This window comes from Planococcus sp. TJ-307 (assembly GCF_058268435.1).
Window position 1 is genome coordinate 745,648 of record NZ_JBZDOJ010000001.1, and the last position, 20,952, is coordinate 766,599.

The following is a 20,952-nucleotide window of genomic DNA, read 5'->3' on the forward strand; positions in this document are numbered from 1 at the left end:
AAGCGCTGAGCCTCCTCGTCGCAAGCTCCTGCGGGGTCTCATCACTCCGTTTTTCCGCAGGAAAGACATTGGTCGAAGCTACTAGCGAGACCAATTCTTTGCGACGAAGCTAGCGCAGCGATGCAGGAGCACATGTATGCCCTTCGCCGTCTTGCGCTCCGGATTCTTGCGTGAAGTGATAAACAAGATTGTCGGAACTAGTGTAACTTAGAAGTTGACGAGCAGGCTGCTCTCTTTAATTGTAGCCACACGCTCCAACCGGGCTGGCCGCGAAGACTCCTGTGGCCGAGCAAAAGCTAAAGACCCCGCGAAAAGTTTGAGAAAGCCACGGCTTTTTGAAAAATTCTCTTCTTTCCCAATCATAACTGTTTCAAAAATATCCTTTAGCACCTAGTTCATAATACTCGTCACTTTTTCAATCAATTCGATGCCTTCGCCTTCTAAATAACTGAGTTTCGAATCAATCATGTCGTCAAAATAAGGATTTCGCTCCATTTCGAGTTCTTCCAATAATATTTGCGTTTCCACCAAATCGAGCAAGGTCAGTTGAGGGTAATCATCTCCACTGAAGGTGCCATCAGGGCGTGCCTGATACCAAAGGTCTCCATTTTCACGGATCCAACCGCCTTCTTCTTGGCCAAACTCTTCAATTCCGGTAGTCACCAGCTCTGCGGCTTCCAAATACTCATCTTCCCCCGTATCGCCGTATGCCTGCAGCAAAATCTTTAATCCCCCCAACTCATGATTCAAAGAAGCGTGGGTCAAAGGTGTGTTGTCATCTTCATCAAAATAATCAACAATCAACAAACCGCTGTCGGTTTCCAAGGTTTGATCTTCTTCAATTTGGCTCAATAAATAATCAGCATAGGTTTCAACTGCCATCTCATCCTGGTCGATTTGGTCATCGTAAAGCTTGACCGTTTCGTCCAAGTAAAAAGCGACATATTCATTGTATCGCGTATCAACGTACGGAGCAGTCACTTCGTAAGCATTTTTCAGCCACGTGCTGGTGTATTCAGTCGGCCAACGGGAACCGTCAAACTCAGCTAAATAGTAAAGCAAATTGACGCGTGAATTCAAAATCATGGTTTCGTGGAACGCGGAAGGGTCTGTTTCATTCCAGCGCAATGCTTCGTCGTCTTCAAAACGGCCGATTGCACGCCCGTACCCCATTTTCGTGCTTGGCTCAATAGAGAAAGGCAGCTTAGTGTAAGGGCCATCTGTGGTCAGCCAATTCAATTGAACGGTTTGATTGTGCAGGGAATGATCGATCCATTCTTCTTCAGATTCATCTGAAGAGAATAGGGGACGCTGAGACAGCATGGCCCATGATTCGGCAAGGTGCACAGGTCTCAACCAAAATTCTTTAACAATGGAATCCTCTGAAAGCTCCAACTCACGCACTTCTTTGGAAAGTTCGCGCAAGTGGCTGCTTGTGCCATCTTCGTAGAAGGCATCCATTTCTTTGGAAATATAAACATTGCTTTGAAGAAGCTCAAGGTTAGAGCCTTTTATGGTGCCAAATGGATTGACCGTTTCATCGACACCGAATACGTCATGGTAGTCGTGTTCAACGACGGATGGGTTCCAGCTGGTAAATTCAGCATTTTCCATTCCTTCTACTGTAATGGTCGTTGGGAAAAACAGCCAGCTGCTGTTTTCCAAGCGTTCAAAAAGAAACTTGGACTCATTTCCCAATGTTCGTTCGGTAATGTCAATAAAGCCAATTTCCGAACCGAATAACTCGATGTTGGCCCGGTGGCTTACATCCCGGGTGTTTTCCATCGTTCGTTCCGTTACTTCTATAGAAGAAACAGTAAACAATGCCGGCAATTCGATAGACACGGTTAATTCATCGCCCTGGTAAATTTCATTGTTCTCTTTGATAGAGATAAAAAGAATAAATAATAATAGCGCGGACAGCAAGAAGATGCCTGCTCCCCATATCACTTTCTTAAACACATCATCACCCTTTCTTTTTGCGTTTGATTAATCCCATAAAGCGCCGGAATCCGGCTGGGTGCATAAATCTGAGCAGTACGGCATAAACAACAACGCCGATAGGAACAAGGACTGCCAGCTGAAGGAGGGGTGGCCACTCAGTAGCTGAGAAGGCAATTTTTGCTCCCCAGACCGAGATCCCCATCGCAGCAGCGGGAATAATGACCCGGACGGCCATCGATAAAAATCGCTTAAATTCCTGCATGCCCAGATCTTTGTAGACGACAATCATGGACAGTGTGAAATAATAAACCGAGACAATAGATGCGGCGAAAGCCAAAGCCAAATAGCCATAGTCATCTACCAGGAACCAGTTCAGCAGAAAGTTAAGGACGATGGTCGTGACGCTGATGCGAAAAACGACCGCAGTTTTTCCGCGTGCATACATCGATTTCGAAAGCATGAGCTGCATGCCTTGAAAAATGATGATCGGCAGATAAAACAGCAACGCCATATACGTATAATCGGCATCCTGTGCGGTAAAGGCGCCCCCTTCATAAATGAAAGAAATGATCGCATCTCCGACTACCAGCAATCCGACAGAAATCGGGACAAGCGTGACGAACGAAATCTCCATTCCCAAAAACAAGGTATCTTTGAATTTTGCTTTGTCAGTTGCCTGCTCTGACATCAGCGTAAAAATAATGGCTGCTAATGTAGCTGCATAAATAGCATTCGGAATGCTGATGATCAAGGAAGCATTATTCAAATAGGAAACAGCCGCTTCAATCGTACCGGATGCAAAAGCTTTGTTGACAAATAAATTCACTTGCCCTACGACCGAATTCAGTAGGGAAGGGATGATAAGAATCACAAAGGCTTTGCGGAAATCAGATTCCATTTTCAAGGTTGGCTGCCATTTGTAATTTGATTTGTGCAAATAATACAATTGAATAATCGCACCAACGATAGTACCTGTCACAAATCCATAAGCCAACGCATAAATGCCCCAGATGTCACTGAACAATAGCGCAAAAAGCGCAGACATGAACGTTGCAAGCAGTTTTGAAACGAGCGTTGGAACAAAAATGCGGCGCGATTGAAGATAAGATTCCAACAGCCCTGCCAGTGCAATGAATGTCATGAAGATAAAGAAGACTTCTGTCATTTGGATCGCAATCACTTCAGTTTCCGGCAGCATGTTGCCGTAGATGAGCGGCACCAACCAACTAGCCAGTGACCATCCGGCAATCGATACGCCGATAAACAGCAGCATCGTCCAGTTCAACAAGGCGTTGGCATTGCCGTCACTGGAGTCCATATTGCTTTGCTTGCGCTTAATATAGAGCGGCAAGAAGACGTTATTAAATCCAGTGGCGATCATGGCTACCACTAATGTAATAAAGGAAAAAGCCAGAAAATAGCCATCAGTTTCTGCTGAAGCCCCAAATTCCCGTGCAACAATGGATTCACGCAGCAAACCCGATAGTTTTAATAGCAGGGCCAGGCCAGTGGTCCAAATGGCCGCTTTTTTTAGACTGGACATGAATTCACTTCTTTCTCATCAAAAAGTGGCTGGCTCAACTCGTGAGCCAGCCACTTTTCTTTGGGTACTCAACTTTTTGTCAGGGCGTCTTGATAAATCTTTTCGTATTTTTCGGCAGCAGCGAAATGGGAATACTGCTCGATAATTTTTGTGCGGGCCGCTTTCGCCAGCTTTTCGCCTTCTTCAGGATTTGCCAGTAAACGAATCATGGCATCCGACAGCTGTTCCACATTTTTTTCTTCTACGAGAAGGCCGTCTTTATTGTGATCGACGATTTCCTTTAAGCCGCCTACTGCACAGGCAATCAATGGAATGCCCGATCCCATCGCCTCCAGTGCGGAAATGGAAGTGGCTTCTTCTACGCCGGCAGAGTAGATGGAAGGAACTAATGCTATATCACTCAACGCGTAATACTGGATCATGTCTTTATGGGCAACTGCTCCAAGCATGGTGACATTGTTTTCAATGCCAAGCTCTTTTGCTTTTGCTTTCATTTCGTCCATCATTTCACCAGTTCCGGCAAAAACCAGGCGGGCGTTCGGGTATTTTTCCAAAACAGGCGGAAATGCCAAAATCGGATAAATAACCCCATTTTTTTTCGTTAACCTGCGGGGAATAAAGAAAATGAGCTCATCCTGTGAAATATCGTACTTTGTCCGGAACTCGGCTCGGCGCTCCAATTCCGGTTTGAAATCTTCCACATCGATAAAGTTTTTGATCATCGAAGCTTCTACGCCCGCTTCGCGCTTAATATACTCTTTGATTCGGGTATCAACGGTAATGACAGCACGTGTTTTTTGGTACATGCTGTATTCCACATCCAATAATTTCTGTGCGTGCTTGCTGCCCTCAGCGACAGATCCTTTGGAGATGCCTTCAAATGTCAAATAGCCGTGAGTGGTCGTAACGGTTGGCAGTCCGACGTTAAGGGAAGCGCGTGTTGCGAAAACGTCCTGGCCGTTGACAATATCAAAAGATTTGTATTTGTCGTCTTTCAAAATCTGTTCTAGAAATTCCTGGCGGCGATTCAAAGTCCAGACATAACCCGCTCCGAGTGAAGCTTTATTCAATAGGAAAGAAGGGCCTCTGGCAATAAAATCCCGGCGCCATTTTGGCACGTCGGAAAAAGATAAAGTTTCGACCGTATGCCCCAAGTTTTCGAGGCCGGTCTTCAAGGTTGTCATATGTGTCGATAATCCACCGAGGTGGGGGTAATCATAGGTGGTCGCCAATAATATTTTCATTTACGATTTCCTTCCTGTAACGCTTATTTCACAAAATTTTCTTGCAGCAGCTCGATATTGCGCATCGCTTCAGCATGGAGCTTGGCTACGTTTGGTTCCATCACTTGTTGTGCCTGTGCTTTGTTGTCCAGTAGGTATAACGCATTGGAAAGCAGTTTGGTTTCATCTATTTCTCCCAGGCGGAAAGAATAGTCCCACATGCCTGAACGTTTCAAAAAGCTTTCCACTTTTTTGTCGTAGCTGAACCCGAGATGCGGTACGTTAGACAAGGCAGAGAAGATCAAAGCGTGCAAGCGCAAACCGACGGTCAGCTCTGCGTGGCGAATAAAATTCAAAAACTCATTCGGCGTAAAATCTGAACCCAATAAATAGGTTTTATCGGAATGCTTCATCTTCGCCATGACCTCTTTTGAAGCAGGGACATCGTATTTTCCTTCCATTGGAACGAAAACAGGAGTCACGCCGCGCTGTTCAATCAGTTGATCGAGCAAATGAGCCGTTTTTTCGATATAGTCCGGATGGCTGAACCACGGACGGATCGTGACCGCGACAATTTTCTCGTCTCCCGTTAAAGGCAGTGATTCATAAGCGCGATCTTCTTCGTCTGCTTTAAAAGCAAAAACGATATCTGCCGTCACCACAGTTTCTGGACGTGTTACACCCAGCTGTTTAAGGTAATCTTTTGAGTATTGATCGCGGACAGTGATGAAATCAGCACGATTGGCGAACAGTTTCATCAAAATTTTGCCCCAGGTCGAGGTGACAGGACCGATGCCTTGTGAAAAGAACATCACTTTTGTGCCGCAAATCTTCGCAAGCATGACGATCAACAGATAATATGGAAGGGGACCAAACAAAAACTTCGTTGGGTATGTATCCTGAAGCAAGCCGCCTCCGCCGGAAATCATCAAATCTGCATTGCGCAACGCTTTTATTTTTTCTTTGTTTTCACGTCTCCATGCCCGGTAAACGGACTTCACGCCATATTCTTTGGCGGTTTGATCAGGTGACAGAGAAAACACGGTAATCTCAGGGTCAGTTAACTCTGCTCGCAAGTTATCAATAATTGCTTTCAAGATGGCTTCATCGCCGGTATTTCCCAAGCCATAAAAACCGGATAGTACTATTTTCACACTTTTTCCTCCTCAAACTAAAGCTCGTAAGCCTTGTCCTTGCTAAATTCTATCACTTGTTAAACAGCCTATGCAACTACTGTTGAAATCTGCTATACTATTAAAATTGAAAGCTAGTGAATAGAGGGTTCTAATGATGAAAGAAAGCTATTTAGGGGTGAATGTTTCACCTTTGTCATATGAAGGCATAATAGATGATTTACGATTGCGCATCGCGAGTGGCGAGCAGTCTACGATAATTGCAGTCAATCCTGAAAAAGTCATTGCTGCTGAACGGGATCCAAAAGTAAAAGAACTGATCAACGCCTCTACGTACCAAATAGCCGATGGCATTGGCATTTTGCTTGCCGCAAAAATAAAAGGCGGCAAAATCACATCGCGTGTCACAGGCGTTGACATGATGGCCAAGCTGCTGGAATTTGCCACACAAGAAAAACATCCGGTTTATTTTTATGGTGCAAAAGAAGAAGTCGTCGCAAAAGCCATCAGCAACATCCAACAAACCAACCCCGGCATACTGGTAGCGGGGCATACCGATGGCTATGAAAAAAACGAAGAAGCGTTAATCGAACGCATAAATAACAGTGGGGCCAAAATCATCTTTGTGGCACTGGGCAGTCCCAAGCAGGAATTGTGGATTCAACGGAACATGGGACGCCTCAAAAACGTCCAAGTATTCCAAGGGGTAGGGGGCAGCTTTGATGTGTTTTCCGGAACTGTTAAACGCGCCCCGCTAGTTTTCCGTAAACTTGGAATTGAGTGGCTGTACCGATTGATGGCCAGCCCATCCCGCATCAAACGCCAACTAAACTTACCCATTTTTTTAATGAAAGTACTACGATCACGCTAAAGGAGCTAATATAAAAATGAAGAAGTCTATCTGTGTTGTCGGTCTGGGCTATATCGGTTTGCCGACAGCGGTTATGTTTGCCAATCATGGCCATCAAGTCCATGGTGTGGATATCAATGAAAAAACAGTTAACATGATCGGAAATAAAGAACTTCATATAGAAGAAAATGGATTACTCGAACGCTTGGAAATGGCCATCGACAACGGTGCTTTAACAGTCGATACCAAACCGGCAGAAGCAGATGTCTTCATTATTGCGGTTCCTTCGCCAATCAACGCGGATAAAACAGCGGAACTGGAATATGTTCGACAAGCAACGGCTTCAATTGTTCCATTTTTGAAAAAAGGAAATTTGGTCGTGCTTGAATCGACTGTGCCGCCAAAAACGGTAGAAAATATTATGATTCCTGAATTGATTCAGTCTGGCCTTGAAATTGGCACAGATTTATTCGTTTCCCATTCCCCGGAACGCGTAATCCCGGGCAAAGTGTTTACGGAACTGGTGTCGAATGATCGCATTATCGGCGGAATCAACGAAGAGTCTGCTCGCGTTACATCCGAACTGTACACGTCATTTGTCAAAGGCCAAATGCACGAAACCGACACGACTACCGCTGAACTGGTAAAAGTGATGGAAAACACGTATAGAGATGTCAACATCGCTTTCGCCAATGAACTGGCGATGATTGCACAAAACATCGGTGTCAACATTTGGGAAGCCATTAAATTAGCGAACTATCACCCGCGCGTGAATATCCATACACCAGGTCCTGGAGTCGGTGGACACTGCATCGCTGTGGACCCATGGTTCCTAGTTGAACTGGATCCTGAGAAATCAAAGATTATTCATTTGGCCCGCCAGACGAACGATGGCATGCCTTCGTATACCGCTCAATTGACAGCGGACATCCTAAAGGCAAAAGGAATCACCGATCCAAAAATCGCCATTTTCGGTTTGGCGTTCAAAGGCAACATCGACGATATGCGCGAAAGCCCTTCTGTGGAAGTGGTGGAGCAGTTTGTCCATCGAAACTTGAACGTGACTGCGTATGACCCGCATATCAAAGTGAATAATATTGCCGAACAAACTCAAGATCCGGAACAAGCTCTTACTGATGCATCTGCGTTGATTATTTTGACCGACCATCAGGCATTCAAAGATTTGGATCCTGCAACGCTCACATCCATGAAAAACAAAGTGGTAGTGGACACGAAAAATTGCGTGGACCGCGCGAAATGGGAAGCTGCCGGTTTTGATGTATACGTGCTTGGCGATTCTAAAAACTAGGAGGCAAGCCTATGAAAAAAGTTAGGAAAGCGATTATTCCCGCTGCTGGATTAGGTACACGTTTTCTACCCGCAACAAAGGCAATGCCAAAAGAAATGCTGCCGATTCTGGACAAGCCGACCATCCAGTACATTGTCGAGGAAGCGGTAGCTTCTGGAATTGAAGACATCATCATCGTTACAGGAAAAGACAAGCGGGCAATCGAAGATCACTTTGACTCTGCCCATTTTCTGGAGTCCCGGCTCGCAGAATCCGAAAAATTCGAATTGCTCAATGCGGTTCAACTATCGAGTAAAGTAGATATTCATTACATTCGCCAAAAAGCGCCTCTTGGTCTTGGCCATGCTGTCTGGACAGCACGCAAATTTATTGGAGATGAGCCTTTTGCCGTCTTACTTGGTGATGATATTATTCAATCGGAAGTTCCCGGACTGCAGCAACTGATGGAACAGTACGACAAAACCCAGTCTTCCGTCATCGGGGTCATGGAAGTGCCGGAAGAAGAAACGTATCGGTATGGCATCATGGACCCGTCTTCTAAAGACGGCCGCCTCTACAAAGCCAAGAAATTTGTCGAAAAACCAAGAGCGGGTACGGCTCCTTCTAACTTGGCGATTATTGGCCGCTACGTATTCACGCCGGAAATTTTCGGTTTTTTGGACAATATGAAAGTCGGTGCCAATGGAGAAATCCAATTGACCGATGCGATTGAACAGTTGAATGCTGTGCAACATGTTTACGGCTATGCGTTCGAAGGAAAAAGGTACGATGTGGGGGAAAAACGTGGATTTGTCGAGACGACGTTGGACTTTGCTCTGGCACGCCCTGAACTTCGCGATGATTTGCTGAATTTCATGAAACAAAAACTGGAAGAATACAAGTAAAGTTCGAAAGGAAGGCCTGTCTTTGAAAATTTTGCTCGTCTCCAATATGTATCCTTCAAATGCTTTTCCCAGCTTCGGTGTCTTTGTAAAAAACACCGAAGCCATTTTAAAGAATGAGGGATTTGCAGTAGACAAAGCAGTTGTCCGAAAAACGACCAAAAAGTCGAAGAAATTATTCGCTTATATTTGGCATTATGTTACAGTTATCCGTAAGGGTTTATTTGGAAATTATGATGCGGTTTACGTGCATTATGCAGCTCATAATGCATTCCCGCTGTTGCTGCTGAAAAAGCTGAAACCATCTGTTCGAATCGTGACCAACGTCCACGGCAGTGATGTAGTGCCGGAAGTAGCATCGCAAGAAAAGTTTCAACCTTACGTGAAAAGGCTGCTGCAACAATCCACTATGATTATCACTCCTTCAAATTACTACAAGCAGCTAGTCCTTGAAAAATACAAAGTGGCTACGCCAATTGGCATATTTCCTTCAGGCGGTGTGGATTCATCTGTCTTTTATCCCAACCCTCAAGCGCGTGAACATCAATTGGCAGAGCTGGGCCTAGACTCAGAGTTGCGTTATTTTGGATATGTAGGGCGAATGGACGTAGGCAAAGGCTGGGACCACTTACTAAAAGGATTTTCAGCTTTTCTCGAACAGAACCCAACTGAAAAAAGCAAAACACGTTTAATCATGGTCGGTTCCGGAAAAGACGATGCCGCATTTTTTCAAATGAGGTCAGATCTTGGTTTGGATGACTATGTCCTGCATTTTCCCTTAATGAAACATCAAGATTTAGCGGCCATCTACAACATCATTGAACTTTTCATATTCCCGACCACCCGAAAAGGCGAAAGCCTTGGTTTGGTGGGACTTGAAGCAATGGCATGCAGCACACCGATTTTGGCTAGCCGCATTGGCGGCATTTTGGACTATGTTCAAGATGGGGCCAACAGCTGGTTGTTTGAAGCCGGGGATTGGGAAGATTTGGTTAGGCAATTGGAGCTGTATAACCAATTCACAATGGAAGAAAAACAACAAATCGCTAAAGCAGCTTTTGAAACTGCACAAAATTATGATCAGCGAAAGATTCAGTCGAAGCTTTCAGCCATATTTCATGAACTTGAGCTAACTAAATGAAAGAGGATTTTACAATGGACTCTAAAAAAATTCTAATACTCTTTATAGCATTTATTGCTATTCAACCGATCATCGATGTTCTGACGACGGCTTCTATTTTTCTGGTGGACACCAGCTTAACGGTAGGCGTCTTGTTGAGGACCATGTATATGGTGCTCGCGCTGGTATTTTTGCTGTGGTTTGCAAGAACCAGCAAAAACAGCCGTATTTTTGTGGCCTACTTAATTGGGCTTGCCGTACTGATCGGCATCAACATTATCAGCAATTTGCAGATCAAAGATCCCTACTACCTGTTTCAAGAGCTCAAGTTTTTCAATAAAGTGATTTACTTCCACATTGTGTTGTTTGGACTTTTGGCAGTCTATCGCCAGCTGAAAGATAAGGACTACAATATTGCCAGCCAAACAACAAAGTACTTATGGATTTCGGGTATGTTTATCGGAATCATCTTTATCATTGCGCAGCTGACCGGAACCAGTTTGTCCAACTACTCACATACTAAAGTAGGTTTTACCGGCTGGTTTTATGCAGGCAATGAAATAGGTGCCATTATGGCGATTGTCTTGCCAATTATGGCTTTGTATGCAATTGAAAAAACCGATTCCTGGAAAAAATCATGGTCTTGGATTCCTTTTGTCCTGTTATCGATCGGTATGCTGGCATTGGGAACGAAAGTTGGGTATGGCGGGATCATTATTGTTCTGTTGTCTGTCTTTTTCGGAAGCCTGATTATGCTGCTGATGAAAAAGCGTTCCGCAACCATTAAAATCAATTTGTTGATTTCTACTTTCTTGACGGTTGTGTTGATTGCCATTACTCCAGTCACACCTGTCTTCGGCAATATGTTTGCCCATATTGATTCCCTTGGGATCAACTTTGGTGATGCCGTTGAACGTCCAGGAGACGAAGTGCTGGTTGAAGGCGATGAAGGTTTTGAGGAACAAGAAGTAGTGGAAGAAGAAGATACCGGGATAACAGGTGCACAAGTACAAAACCTGGTATTTAGTTCACGCGAAACATATGCGCAGTTTATGAAAGAAGATTTCCAAAACTCTCCGTTAATGCAGCAATTATTCGGAATGGGCTTTGCCGGGAATTATGAAATTCCTGAGCCGGGCAAATCGCCAACCATGATTGAAATGGACTTTCACGATTGGTTCTATTCCTTTGGATGGATCACATTCATTTACATGATGGCGCCATTCGTTTGGTTTAGCGGTAAATTTTTGATCTACTTTGCGGTCAACATCAAAACCCATTTCACCTATTTCTATGTTTTATACGGCGTTGCCTTCTTATTAGGAGTCGGAATCGCCTATACTGCAGGACACGTATTGACAGCACCGGCCGTTTCTATCTATGTAGCGGCGATCCTGGCCATGCTGACAGTCCATGAAGATTTGCTTAAGTCGAAATAACCCCAATGATTTAGCTCCGAAAGAAAACGGATTTTCGTTTTCTTTCGGAGCTTTTTGTTTGGTGAAGGTAGAAACCACGTTGAAGTGCGTATCCGGTTGCAGCTAATCGGCAGTTTTTCTTAAATATAAATGAGGTATAAAGACTAATGATATTTTTGAGCGATTTTGCTTTTTTACAGTTACCGGATAAAGTCGATGAGTCATAAGGTACGAAAAATAAAATTTTGGAGGAATATAATAGCAATAAATCGATACTTTTTATAAAAAAACAGTAATGGAAATATAGAAAAATAAAAAATAAGTGATAGTTTTCGCAAAAGGAGCGATTTTTAGAAAAAAATACTTTTTTTATTGAAATATATATAGGTAAAAGGATTTATTTAAAGTTTATTAAATTCTGAAAACGGTATTAAACGTAATTCTTCTGAATTATTTTTGGCATTATTAGTAAAATCTTTGATATATTATTACATTAGTGGTTGATTTACCGTATTTCTTTGGTAAACTAAGTAAGAGTTTAGTTATCAGCTGAAACCTTTCATTCGACCTACAAAAAGTGGAGTTCGAGTATCGTTCATTAGACATACTTAACCTACATATGGTGGAAAGTGTAAGGTAGATGAAGGTAGCTGAATTGAGTTATATGACTCAAAATATTTATAGCATCACCAACCCAAGGAGGAATTTCATTAATGGCTTACCAACCAAAAAATTACAAAAAATTCGTAGCAACTGCAGCGACAGCTACTTTAGTAGCAACAGCAATCGCTCCAGCAGCATTAGCAGACCAAGCTTCAACTTCAGCATTCACTGATGTAGGAGATCGTTACGAAGAAGCAGTTGAATATGTAGTATCAAATAATATCTCAAACGGTCTTACTGCAACGCAATTTGGTGTAGGCGCTTCAATCACTCGTGGCGACGCAGCGATTATGATTGCTAAAGCTACTGGATTAATGAATGAAGATGCTCCAAATTCAGGATTCTCTGACGTTCCTTCTCGTGGCGCGGTTGCAGTCAACTCTCTTAAAGCTGCTGGAGTTCTTAGCGGCGTATCTACTACTAAATTTGGCTGGGAAGAATCAATCACTCGTGGACAAGCAGCATTCATGCTTGCACAAGCTTATGATTTAACTGCTGGCGACGCTTCAAAACTTAAATTTACTGATGTTGGTACATCACACCGCTTCGCAACTCAAGTGGCAGCATTAGTTGAAAACGAAATCACTACTGGCGAAACAGCAACTAGATTTGGGATTGAATCACCAATCAAACGTGGAGATTTCGCAGTTTTCCTAAACAGACTTTCTAAATTGGATGATGGAGCTCCTACGAACCCACAAGTGGCTTCTGTAAGTGCGATTAATGCCAATCAAGTAGTAGTAAACTTCGATACAACTTTAAACGATGATTCATCTGTTATAAATGATGCTTCAGAAGTTGCTCGCTATTCTTTAGGTACTGCTACTCCTTTTTCTGCAGTTCTATCTTCAGATAAAAAATCTGTAACTCTGACTTTCACGAATCGTGTTGAAGGAAATAACCAAGTATTGGTAGTAAACCCTATTGCAACTGAAGCTAAAGATGCTGAAGGCGCTTGGATTTCTACTGAAGCATATTCTACAATTCTTTCTTATACTGACACTGTTAGCCCGGTTGTTACTAATACTTCATATGCTAACGGCGTTATTACACTTACATTCTCTGAGAATCTTTCTGTTGAACCAACAGTAGTACGAGTGAAAAATCAGCCAGTTGCAGCTGAAGATTACGAAATCGTTAATGGAAATACAGTAGTTATTCAAAGTCCGTTGAATGCAAGCGAAACTGCTTCAATTTATGTAGCTGGGGCTCGTGATGGTTCAGTTGCTGGAAATGAAATGGCTTTATACAATGGAACTGTGACAGCGCCTTCAGCTGACTTAGAGAAACCTCGTGTAACTAGTGTTCAGGTAACTGGCCAAGATACTGCTAAAGTGACATTAAGTGAAGATATTCAGGCTGCAATTGTTCCTGTAATTTTACAACAAGGTTCATCTCAATATCCTCTAAATCTTACACAAGATACGACTGATACAACTGGTAAAACTTACACATTGACTGTTCCTAACTTGTTCCCATCGGGTTCAACTTCAAACTCCGAAGCTTTTAGCTTGTTCGTTAACCCGAATGCAATGGCTGACTTGGCTGGAAATACAAATGACTTTTACAGCACGTCTGTAACGTTTAACAGAGATCTTACAGCTCCTGTACTTTCATCTACACGTGTAACGGCTGCAAATGAAAAATTAGAATTTAACTTTAATGAAAGAGTCGTAGCAAATGGCACTACTGGCCAAATCACTATCCGTAATTCTCAGGGTGTTAACTTCCCGGCAGTAGCAGGTGAAACGGGTCTTAATACTGCCAATGCAGCAGGAACAAGCTACCTAGTGGATTTCCAGTCTGGAACTAGTGCTTTACCAGCCGGGACTTATACTGTAACGTTCCCAGCAGGATTTTTCTCGGATATTAATGGGAATGCCACTACAACCGCTGTCACATCAACAATTGTAGTTCCTGGAACTCCTGTGAATGTTGATACAGTTAGACCAACTGCTTCAGTAGTGACTACTAACACAAACGAATTCACAGTAACTTACGATGATGAAGTAGCGCAAAATGCTCTAAATGCATCAAGCTACCGTATAGACGGTCAAGCTCTTCCAGCTGGGACTGACATTTTCTTTGTAAATGCTGATAGAGAAGCTGTAAGAATTGTACTCCCTGATGGTTCTGTAAACATTGGTAACCAAACTACTGGTGCTCCTGCAGTATTGTCTGTATTGAATACTACAGACTTAGCTGGAAATTCAATTCTTACTAATAACTATAATGTAACGATTAAAGATAACACTCCTGCGAGAATTACTTCTGTTCAAACAGCTGGAGATGTTGTGGTTGTAACCTTTACGGAGGCAGTATCTGTAAATAATACAGTTGATGCAAATAATGTATTCAACATTCGGAATGGTTCTTCAGTTATTGAAGCTGGAAACATCCAAGCTGTAGACGGTAATACGAATCAAGTGAAATTTAATCTTGCTACTGCACAAACTGGAACAGTATCTGCTACAGTTCTAGTTGGCCAATCGCTATTACTTGATCAAAACGGCGTAGCTGTAAGCAGTGACGGAACTGTAATCACTCCTCAATAAAACTAAACGAAACGTCACTCGATAAGCCGAAAGGTGAAACGGGTGGAACAGAAGCTCCTAGCAATAGGGGTTTTTGTTCTAACTATTCGGTTGAATCGATCGGGGCAGTTCCGGTCGATGAGAACAGTTCATTGTCATCAGCCTAATCCTCCTGCGTCCGGTGCGGATCTAACAATCCGATGGGGCGAAGTCAGGTGAAGTCGTACTCATGAAGATGAGGCGGGGCTCTTTAAAAAATAACTATGGCTAGGATGACGAATCCATGTAGGCAGGGTATAGTAATCACTTGTGCGAAATGAAGCTAGGGGTTCACTTGTGATCCGCTTGTATGAAATGACAAGCGGCGTTGAGACTAATTCGAACTGTTAAATCCGACGTGTTTACACCTGTATAGTGGAAGCCTAAGGCTATTAAAATAAGGGATCAATCGAATGGAACGTTTGAAGTCCTGCTTGAAGAGGTGTGTTAGCACCTGTGAGGCTTGTGGGATGGCAGCGGGTTTGTAGTAGTGTTGATCGCTGGCCGTTTGTACCTAATCAGTAATGGTTGGGGAGGAGAAAACCAGCAGGAGCGAAGAAACCCAGTCTGTGGTATTTTCTAAAACTTATTTCCCTATAGATTTAATTTTCCGCCCTATCACTTTAAGTGGTAGGGTATTTTTATTTATTCTATTAGAGGAGTATCATAATGCAGAAGCAATGGCGTATGTAATAGAATGCGTTACTGCGATGTACCAACTCCATGTCGAATTAAATAAGAAAGTTCTCGATAAAAGCAGTAATATAATTAAGGTTTAAAGAAGTGATTCTAATTAAATGAAAAATACAGATCGTCTCAAACAAGTAAAACTCGAAAACATATTAGAACGAGTTCACAGCAAAATCACAACGGAAACTTAGGGAGTTCTATAGTGGTACTAAATTGTTTATTTTGTTAAATAATTGACTTAAATTTAGACAATACATAAAAAATGATAATAAATTGAAATACGAGCGTATTCAGTTATATTATTTAATACTAAAAGTCTATTATCATTTTACTTTTTAAATTGAAATATTTAGAAAATATAACAAAAAATATTTACTTTTATTTTTTCCTGAAGTATTATAGCTTTAGGGAAATTAGTTTTAGAGAGAGAAGCTGCCACAGATGGCACGCCGTATGCGATGAAAGTCGCTTGTGCGGTGTAGGCTCGGACCGAAAGCCGTAAAAGCGGTATAAGACGGGAATAGCCAACAAGTATTAGAAATCGATGCAATTGAAAGAGTTGCACAAGGTTCAGGTGCTATTAGAATTACGTTAGCACAAATCAATATAGCGACAAATTCAACAACAGCAGTAGCTCCCAATTTGTCGGCATATCAAGCAGCTATTTCTTTAGCAGCGAATGGTGATTTGAATACTGCTCAAAAAATTACGGCTATGGTTGCAAATGTCAATGCGGCTCAACAAACAGTAGCTCAAATCAATGCTGCCACTAGTCAGGCAAACATTGAAGCTGCAAGAGCTTCTTACAACGGTCTTTCAGCTGCACAACAAACATATGTAACAAACGAAGCTCTTTTAGATACAAAGGAGCAAAATTTAGTTAATGGTGTTACTTTAGCAGTAGCTCCTGCTTACACTGCTGATGATGCGGGTACTGCAGTTGTTGTAACTCCGCAAGCTGGTTTTACTTATGCAATTACTGGATCATCTAACACTGCAGCAGTAGCGAATAACGGTAACGTGGTTGCAGCTGGTACATCAACGCTTACTTACACGGTTACACACACTGCTTCAGGTAAAACAGCTATTAAAACAGTTGCAGTAAGAGTAGCACCAAGTGCAACAGCAGATGTTATTTTACCATTTACATTATTGAGCCAGCCTTCTGGCGTAAATTATGGAGATTGGGAAGAAATAACGTTGGCTACGTCTACCCAAAATGCGCTTATCACTTCAACTCCAATTTCTTACACAGGACAGAATGGAGACTTTGAATTTACACTTGCAGCAGGTGGGAATGGCACTACTTTAGATAGTTCAAACTTTAAAAAACTTCTTAACAATCAAAATGGTACGTACCGCATTAATATTAATGAAGATGGAAGTTCTATGAATGGAAGATATGTCTTAAATGTAATTGGTCGAGAAAAAACAGTTGCAGAAGGAATTAGCCAATACATCGCATATACTTCTATTGGGAATGATGTAACATCTATCATTACAGCTTATGATACAGATGTAACTGGAGCGGAAACTACTTTACAAGATGTTCAGGTAGTATGGGAGCAAGTAAACAGAGCTAATGCTGCAACACAGGATATCTATGTCTTACCAGCTGGTATGATATTTAATGCTGCTACACATACACCAGTAGATACAATTACTGATAATACTATTAACAGTTGGACAGGTTTGGCAAATAATACTGTCGACAGCGCTGGCAATCAAATTAGCGGTGGAAACTATACGGTATACGTTGTAGCAACAAACGCAGCTGGAACAGCATCACCAGCACTATATGTAAACTTGACAGTTAATGTTGAATAATAAAATTTATGTTTCTCAATAGTGATCGATTACTGGACCAACTGATTTCATAATTAGTAAGTCATTCTTAGGTTAGTGACTGCTGAACAATTATTCGCTCAGTGCAGCAAACCAGTTATTAGTAAGTTATTAATCTGAGTGAAGAAAAAAAGCTTGGCAGGATTGTAATCCCTTAAAGTTAGATTTTTAGTTTATGCAGCTAATGTGGCTGGCATGGGTCCGGTATTGAACCGGGTTATGTCGGTCATTTTTTATTTGATGCGTTTGTTGTTATAGCAGGAGATGTAACGGTCGATCCGCTTCTTTAATTCTTCGTATTGGTGGAAGTTCTAAAAACTGGAAAAAATTTTATACTCAGCAACATATCAAGTGAATGATAGCGAATATGAGCATGAGTATATCGAATCAGTTCAGTCATCAACATCTAAGATTCTTCATCTTGGGGGAGAATGTGGTGTGGCAGGAACACGGACTTGGACATTTAAGTCAACAGGTTATGAGGATATTATTTTAGTAGTTGAAGCTATTGGAAATGGTATGAATATGATTTCTAATTAAAATAATTACATCTTAAGACTATTATATGTATAAATAAGATATTCCCTTTTACTAACATTCTTGCTATACTCAAATGGGGAAATAAGTAAGAAGAACTACTACTGATGGCACGCCGTATGCGTTGAAAGGCGCCCGTGCGGTGTAGGCCCGAACCGAAAGCCGAAAATAGAGAGAACGGTATAAGACGGGAATAGTATAATTGATGTATTACCCCCAGTAGTCACTATGAACACGAGAGCAACTGCTGGTGGAGATGGATATGTGAATATAAGTGAGACGACTTATGGATTCAATGTTGTAGCAAAAAGTAATGAAGGCGATCAAGGTGGAAAGCTATATATTGTTCCAAGTGGGAGTTATAATAGTGAATCTGCTCTTAAAGCAGTTGCGATTGGAGAAAGCAATACTCTAACAAACACAAATGATGTAATAATTCGTGTTGCTGGAAATAATCTATCTATCACTGATCAGACTACTTATGATATCTTTGCAGTTGATGGAAATGGTAATGTTTCAATAGGTCAAACTGTTTTCACAACAGACTTGGTTGCACCTATTCGGGCAACTGAATTAACTGTTAGTAATAACGATACTGACCTAGACTTTGACGGGAGAGATTTTACAGCAAATTGGACTGTCTCAACCTCATCTGATGTAAGTTCGCAAGGATTATATATTATTCCAACTCATAAAAATCTATTTACTCCTACGCAAGGACCTGGAATTGTCCTTTCAGCTTCCGTAAATACCTGGACGAGTGATAGTAAAACCAAACCGACAGTTGGAACTTGGGAAAGATGGAGAACCGATGATGGAGTAACAACTTACAATATTTATATAGTTACTCGTGATATAGCTGGTAACGAGTCTGTAGTGGTATATAATAATTTCAGTCCAATTATTGACTAATAAATTGTGAGTAAATTTTCATTATAAAGAGCGATAAATCCAGTCTTAACTTGGTACACGCAGAAATAAGTCCTCCTTATTGGTAGTGATCCCTTAAAGTTAGAGTTTTAGTTATGCAGCTAATTGGTTGGCATGTGTCTGGTATTGCACCGGGCTCATGCCGGCCAATTTTTGTTTAATGCGTTCGTTGTTGTAATGGGAGATGTAACGGTCGATCCGCTTTTTCAATTGCTCGTATGATACCAATGCTTCTCCGTGATACATCTCCTACTTCAACGCCTTCACTCAGGCGCGATGCTGATAATGCCAGCCATGGTCGGAATGGATGGTTGTCCGGTAGACCGCTTGTTTCTCGAAGATGGGCAGGGCTTGGTGCAGCGATTCCATGACGAAGTCGAGGGTCGGCCGTTTTGCCATACTCATCCCGATGATTTCGCCGTTATACAGGTCCATAATCGGATTTAAATAAAGCTTTTCTTCCCCTGTACATTTGAATTCCGTGATATCTGTCGTCAGTTTTTGCAGGACGTGCGTCGTGTGAAACCTGCGATTCAACTGGTTTTTGGCGATGGTACCGACTTTTCCCTTACGCGATCTGTAGCGGGATTTTCAGATGAATTTCATACACTTCAAATCCATTACACCCATGAGAAACGGGACTTTCTTGTAGTTGATGTTGTATCCTTGCGGCTAATTCCAGGAGAATCCGGCGGTATCCGTAGCGGCCTTTGTGTTTCTCAAAGAGTGCCCGAATCACCGTTTTCCAATCCCGGTCCGGATCTTCTGAATCGAATCGCTGCCGGTGGTAATGGGAGGTCGCTTCCGGAAGGCCGACGATCTTAAGCACATTCTTGTCATCTCAGATACGGTTACATTGAACGGAGCCGGATTCTCGATTGATGCACCCATTGAAATCACTGGAGAAGACGTAAAAGTAAATGACCTGGGCGTTTCAGCCGTAAATGTATCAGGGGGCGAAAATGCTGGATTCTATATTACATCGGCCAATGCAGTGCTAAATGAGGTATCTATTTCCGAAGAAACTTTAACAGCAGGCGACGGTTTGGATACGCCATTTGGATCTGATTTGAAAGTTACAGTAACAGATTCTATGTTCAGGAATTTGTTGCGTGGTTTCAACTTGAATTCAAATGATTTGGTAGCGACTGGCAACACCTTTACAAATGTGGCTTACGGCATCGGGGGAATTGAAAATAGTGTACTCACTGTTACAGGAAACGCATTTGTGAGCGCTATCGAAGCAATTGGCCATGGTGATGGCGTGATAGTTACAGGTGCTCAAGCTAGCGAAGAAGTCTCCTATCTGGAAGAACAGAATTTATTTACTATAGTTAAGGAAGAAGTGATAGTCTAGCGTACTCCAACTGCAGAATATAAAATCGATTACAAACAATGACGAGGCAGGCAGACCGCACAAGCGGTCTGCCTTTTTTGCGCATAGCGGGTTTAATAAGCCTTTCAGTATCTTGCGGTGAGAACCTGGACAGTGAGAAGTTCATCGTAATCAGCCTGACTATCAAGAACGCTCCGCTTCACATCAACATCTGCCATGTCATGCATCGTTCATCCAAGGGAAGTGATGAAATCAGCTATCCTGTCTAATACCGCATCAATCATGGTAGGTCATAACTATCCCAGAATAGTGCCGCACCTCCTGAAAATATCGCTGTAACCAAGCGACTTGTAGAAGCCGGAAGCATTGTAGGCATTGAGTTGCTCGATCACGTCATAATTGGGGACGACAACTATATGTCCCTCAAAGAGAAGGATTATATCGGATGAAACATGTAAAAGAGAAAGAAATCGACTGGTTTCTAACCATGCTACAAAGTCAATTCGCTTTTACCATCCAGTCTGGTGATACCGGAGTTGAAGCCACAGAGCCTGAGGTCAAGGAAATGGCCTTCGTTTATTCCAACATCTTTTTGAAGTGGCCTTAATTTCTTTACTCTATAAAATAATGTTCTGGGAAAGTTCTCATGCCAACTTGTGGGCAGTGCAGAATACCATGTGCATTCTTCCGCCGGGTAAATGTAGCTGATCACTAAGACGGTGAAGTGATTTGCGGAAGCACCTGCAGCTTAGTTACTAGATTTCACAACAATATCTTTCGATTGGAATGCCGTTTGCAATAGTTTTAGAAAAAAGCTGCTTTCTTTATATGTCGTGAGTTGAAAAGCGAAAAAATAAGCTGCGATCATATATGTAAATTTGGAATTTAAAGGATTTTCAATGAGGTTTCTACTAACTAATTAAGTATTAATTGGAAAACTATTGATTAATTTATACT

General features: G+C 42.2%; 17 protein-coding genes and 2 pseudogenes. 11 read left to right on the forward strand and 8 right to left on the reverse strand.

Annotation, left to right across the window (positions count from 1 at the left end; genetic code table 11):
* Positions 1-390: 390 nt before the first annotated feature.
* The 4 genes from AC4EHK_RS03650 to csaB form a co-directional block, all read right to left on the reverse strand.
* A complete protein-coding gene (locus AC4EHK_RS03650; protein WP_490977433.1) occupies positions 391-1,962 on the reverse strand; it encodes a hypothetical protein in 1,572 nt (523 codons plus the stop codon).
* A 4-nt stretch (positions 1,963-1,966) separates the two neighbouring features.
* Entirely contained in the window at positions 1,967-3,487 is a 1,521-nt protein-coding gene (gene murJ / locus AC4EHK_RS03655; protein WP_490977434.1) for a murein biosynthesis integral membrane protein MurJ, read from the reverse strand.
* 68 nt (positions 3,488-3,555) lie between these two features.
* The gene (locus AC4EHK_RS03660) at positions 3,556-4,731 is read right to left on the reverse strand and encodes a glycosyltransferase family 4 protein (RefSeq protein ID WP_490977435.1); all 1,176 of its coding nucleotides are present in this window, start codon (positions 4,729-4,731) and stop codon (positions 3,556-3,558) included.
* 23 nt (positions 4,732-4,754) lie between these two features.
* Positions 4,755-5,864, reverse strand: coding sequence for a polysaccharide pyruvyl transferase CsaB (gene csaB / locus AC4EHK_RS03665; RefSeq protein ID WP_490977436.1), 1,110 nt, complete (start codon positions 5,862-5,864; stop codon positions 4,755-4,757).
* Positions 5,865-5,997: 133 nt separating this feature from the next.
* On the opposite strand from csaB, the gene AC4EHK_RS03670 reads away from it, so the two are divergent.
* The 7 genes from AC4EHK_RS03670 to AC4EHK_RS03700 all read left to right on the forward strand — a co-directional run bounded on the left by AC4EHK_RS03670 (position 5,998) and on the right by AC4EHK_RS03700 (position 17,174).
* Complete coding sequence (locus AC4EHK_RS03670; RefSeq protein ID WP_490977437.1) at positions 5,998-6,714, forward strand: WecB/TagA/CpsF family glycosyltransferase; 717 nt, start codon at positions 5,998-6,000, stop codon at positions 6,712-6,714.
* Between the two features lie 16 nt (positions 6,715-6,730).
* Positions 6,731-8,002, forward strand: coding sequence for a nucleotide sugar dehydrogenase (locus AC4EHK_RS03675; RefSeq protein WP_490977438.1), 1,272 nt, complete (start codon positions 6,731-6,733; stop codon positions 8,000-8,002).
* A gap of 11 nt (positions 8,003-8,013) precedes the next feature.
* Positions 8,014-8,886 (forward strand): UTP--glucose-1-phosphate uridylyltransferase GalU, encoded by an 873-nt coding sequence (gene galU / locus AC4EHK_RS03680; RefSeq protein WP_490977439.1) that lies wholly within the window; start codon positions 8,014-8,016, stop codon positions 8,884-8,886.
* Positions 8,887-8,908: 22 nt separating this feature from the next.
* Complete coding sequence (locus AC4EHK_RS03685; protein ID WP_490977440.1) at positions 8,909-10,024, forward strand: glycosyltransferase family 4 protein; 1,116 nt, start codon at positions 8,909-8,911, stop codon at positions 10,022-10,024.
* A 14-nt stretch (positions 10,025-10,038) separates the two neighbouring features.
* Complete coding sequence (locus tag AC4EHK_RS03690) at positions 10,039-11,442, forward strand: O-antigen ligase family protein (RefSeq protein WP_490977441.1); 1,404 nt, start codon at positions 10,039-10,041, stop codon at positions 11,440-11,442.
* Positions 11,443-12,134: 692 nt separating this feature from the next.
* Positions 12,135-14,639, forward strand: coding sequence for an S-layer homology domain-containing protein (locus tag AC4EHK_RS03695; RefSeq protein ID WP_490977442.1), 2,505 nt, complete (start codon positions 12,135-12,137; stop codon positions 14,637-14,639).
* A gap of 1,350 nt (positions 14,640-15,989) precedes the next feature.
* A complete protein-coding gene (locus AC4EHK_RS03700; RefSeq protein ID WP_490977443.1) occupies positions 15,990-17,174 on the forward strand; it encodes a hypothetical protein in 1,185 nt (394 codons plus the stop codon).
* 251 nt (positions 17,175-17,425) lie between these two features.
* On the opposite strand, the pseudogene AC4EHK_RS03705 reads toward AC4EHK_RS03700, so the two are convergent.
* Positions 17,426-17,494 (reverse strand): annotated as a pseudogene (locus tag AC4EHK_RS03705) (IS3 family transposase); the annotation flags it as partial.
* Positions 17,495-17,993: 499 nt separating this feature from the next.
* On the opposite strand from AC4EHK_RS03705, the gene AC4EHK_RS03710 reads away from it, so the two are divergent.
* Positions 17,994-18,641, forward strand: a complete 648-nt coding sequence (locus AC4EHK_RS03710; RefSeq protein ID WP_490977444.1) for a hypothetical protein — start codon at positions 17,994-17,996, stop codon at positions 18,639-18,641.
* Between the two features lie 111 nt (positions 18,642-18,752).
* On the opposite strand, the gene AC4EHK_RS03715 is transcribed toward AC4EHK_RS03710, so the two are convergent.
* From AC4EHK_RS03715 to AC4EHK_RS03725, 3 genes are read right to left on the reverse strand one after another with little or no spacing between them, the layout of a single operon-like run.
* Positions 18,753-18,905 (reverse strand): IS3 family transposase, encoded by a 153-nt coding sequence (locus AC4EHK_RS03715; protein WP_490977445.1) that lies wholly within the window; start codon positions 18,903-18,905, stop codon positions 18,753-18,755.
* A gap of 21 nt (positions 18,906-18,926) precedes the next feature.
* Positions 18,927-19,196 (reverse strand): DDE-type integrase/transposase/recombinase, encoded by a 270-nt coding sequence (locus tag AC4EHK_RS03720; RefSeq protein WP_490977446.1) that lies wholly within the window; start codon positions 19,194-19,196, stop codon positions 18,927-18,929.
* 31 nt (positions 19,197-19,227) lie between these two features.
* The gene (locus AC4EHK_RS03725; RefSeq protein WP_490977447.1) at positions 19,228-19,488 is read right to left on the reverse strand and encodes an IS3 family transposase; all 261 of its coding nucleotides are present in this window, start codon (positions 19,486-19,488) and stop codon (positions 19,228-19,230) included.
* Here AC4EHK_RS03725 and AC4EHK_RS03730 point away from each other — a divergent pair.
* The 3 genes and pseudogenes from AC4EHK_RS03730 to AC4EHK_RS03740 all read left to right on the forward strand — a co-directional run bounded on the left by AC4EHK_RS03730 (position 19,450) and on the right by AC4EHK_RS03740 (position 20,602).
* Entirely contained in the window at positions 19,450-20,016 is a 567-nt protein-coding gene (locus AC4EHK_RS03730; RefSeq protein WP_490977448.1) for a hypothetical protein, read from the forward strand. The genes AC4EHK_RS03725 and AC4EHK_RS03730 overlap by 39 nt on opposite strands.
* Positions 20,017-20,241: 225 nt before the next feature.
* Positions 20,242-20,444: pseudogene (locus AC4EHK_RS03735) on the forward strand (JAB domain-containing protein).
* On the forward strand, positions 20,441-20,602 hold the full coding sequence (locus AC4EHK_RS03740; protein WP_490977449.1) for a hypothetical protein: 162 nt from the start codon (positions 20,441-20,443) through the stop codon (positions 20,600-20,602). Before AC4EHK_RS03735 ends, AC4EHK_RS03740 begins: the two are co-directional and overlap by 4 nt.
* Positions 20,603-20,952: the final 350 nt, after the last annotated feature.

What these genes read in the sequence shown, in the direction of transcription:
- AC4EHK_RS03695 (WP_490977442.1), top strand. Translation starts at nt 12,135, where the DNA reads ATGGCTTACCAACCAAAAAATTACAAAAAATTCGTAGCAACTGCAGCG.
- galU (WP_490977439.1), top strand. Translation starts at nt 8,014, where the DNA reads ATGAAAAAAGTTAGGAAAGCGATTATTCCCGCTGCTGGATTAGGTACA.
- AC4EHK_RS03690 (WP_490977441.1), top strand. Translation starts at nt 10,039, where the DNA reads ATGGACTCTAAAAAAATTCTAATACTCTTTATAGCATTTATTGCTATT.
- AC4EHK_RS03730 (WP_490977448.1), top strand. Translation starts at nt 19,450, where the DNA reads ATGGGAGGTCGCTTCCGGAAGGCCGACGATCTTAAGCACATTCTTGTC.
- AC4EHK_RS03740 (WP_490977449.1), top strand. Translation starts at nt 20,441, where the DNA reads ATGAAACATGTAAAAGAGAAAGAAATCGACTGGTTTCTAACCATGCTA.
- AC4EHK_RS03675 (WP_490977438.1), top strand. Translation starts at nt 6,731, where the DNA reads ATGAAGAAGTCTATCTGTGTTGTCGGTCTGGGCTATATCGGTTTGCCG.
- AC4EHK_RS03660 (WP_490977435.1), bottom strand. Translation starts at nt 4,731, where the DNA reads ATGAAAATATTATTGGCGACCACCTATGATTACCCCCACCTCGGTGGA.
- AC4EHK_RS03670 (WP_490977437.1), top strand. Translation starts at nt 5,998, where the DNA reads ATGATGAAAGAAAGCTATTTAGGGGTGAATGTTTCACCTTTGTCATAT.
- murJ (WP_490977434.1), bottom strand. Translation starts at nt 3,487, where the DNA reads ATGTCCAGTCTAAAAAAAGCGGCCATTTGGACCACTGGCCTGGCCCTG.
- AC4EHK_RS03715 (WP_490977445.1), bottom strand. Translation starts at nt 18,905, where the DNA reads ATGTATCACGGAGAAGCATTGGTATCATACGAGCAATTGAAAAAGCGG.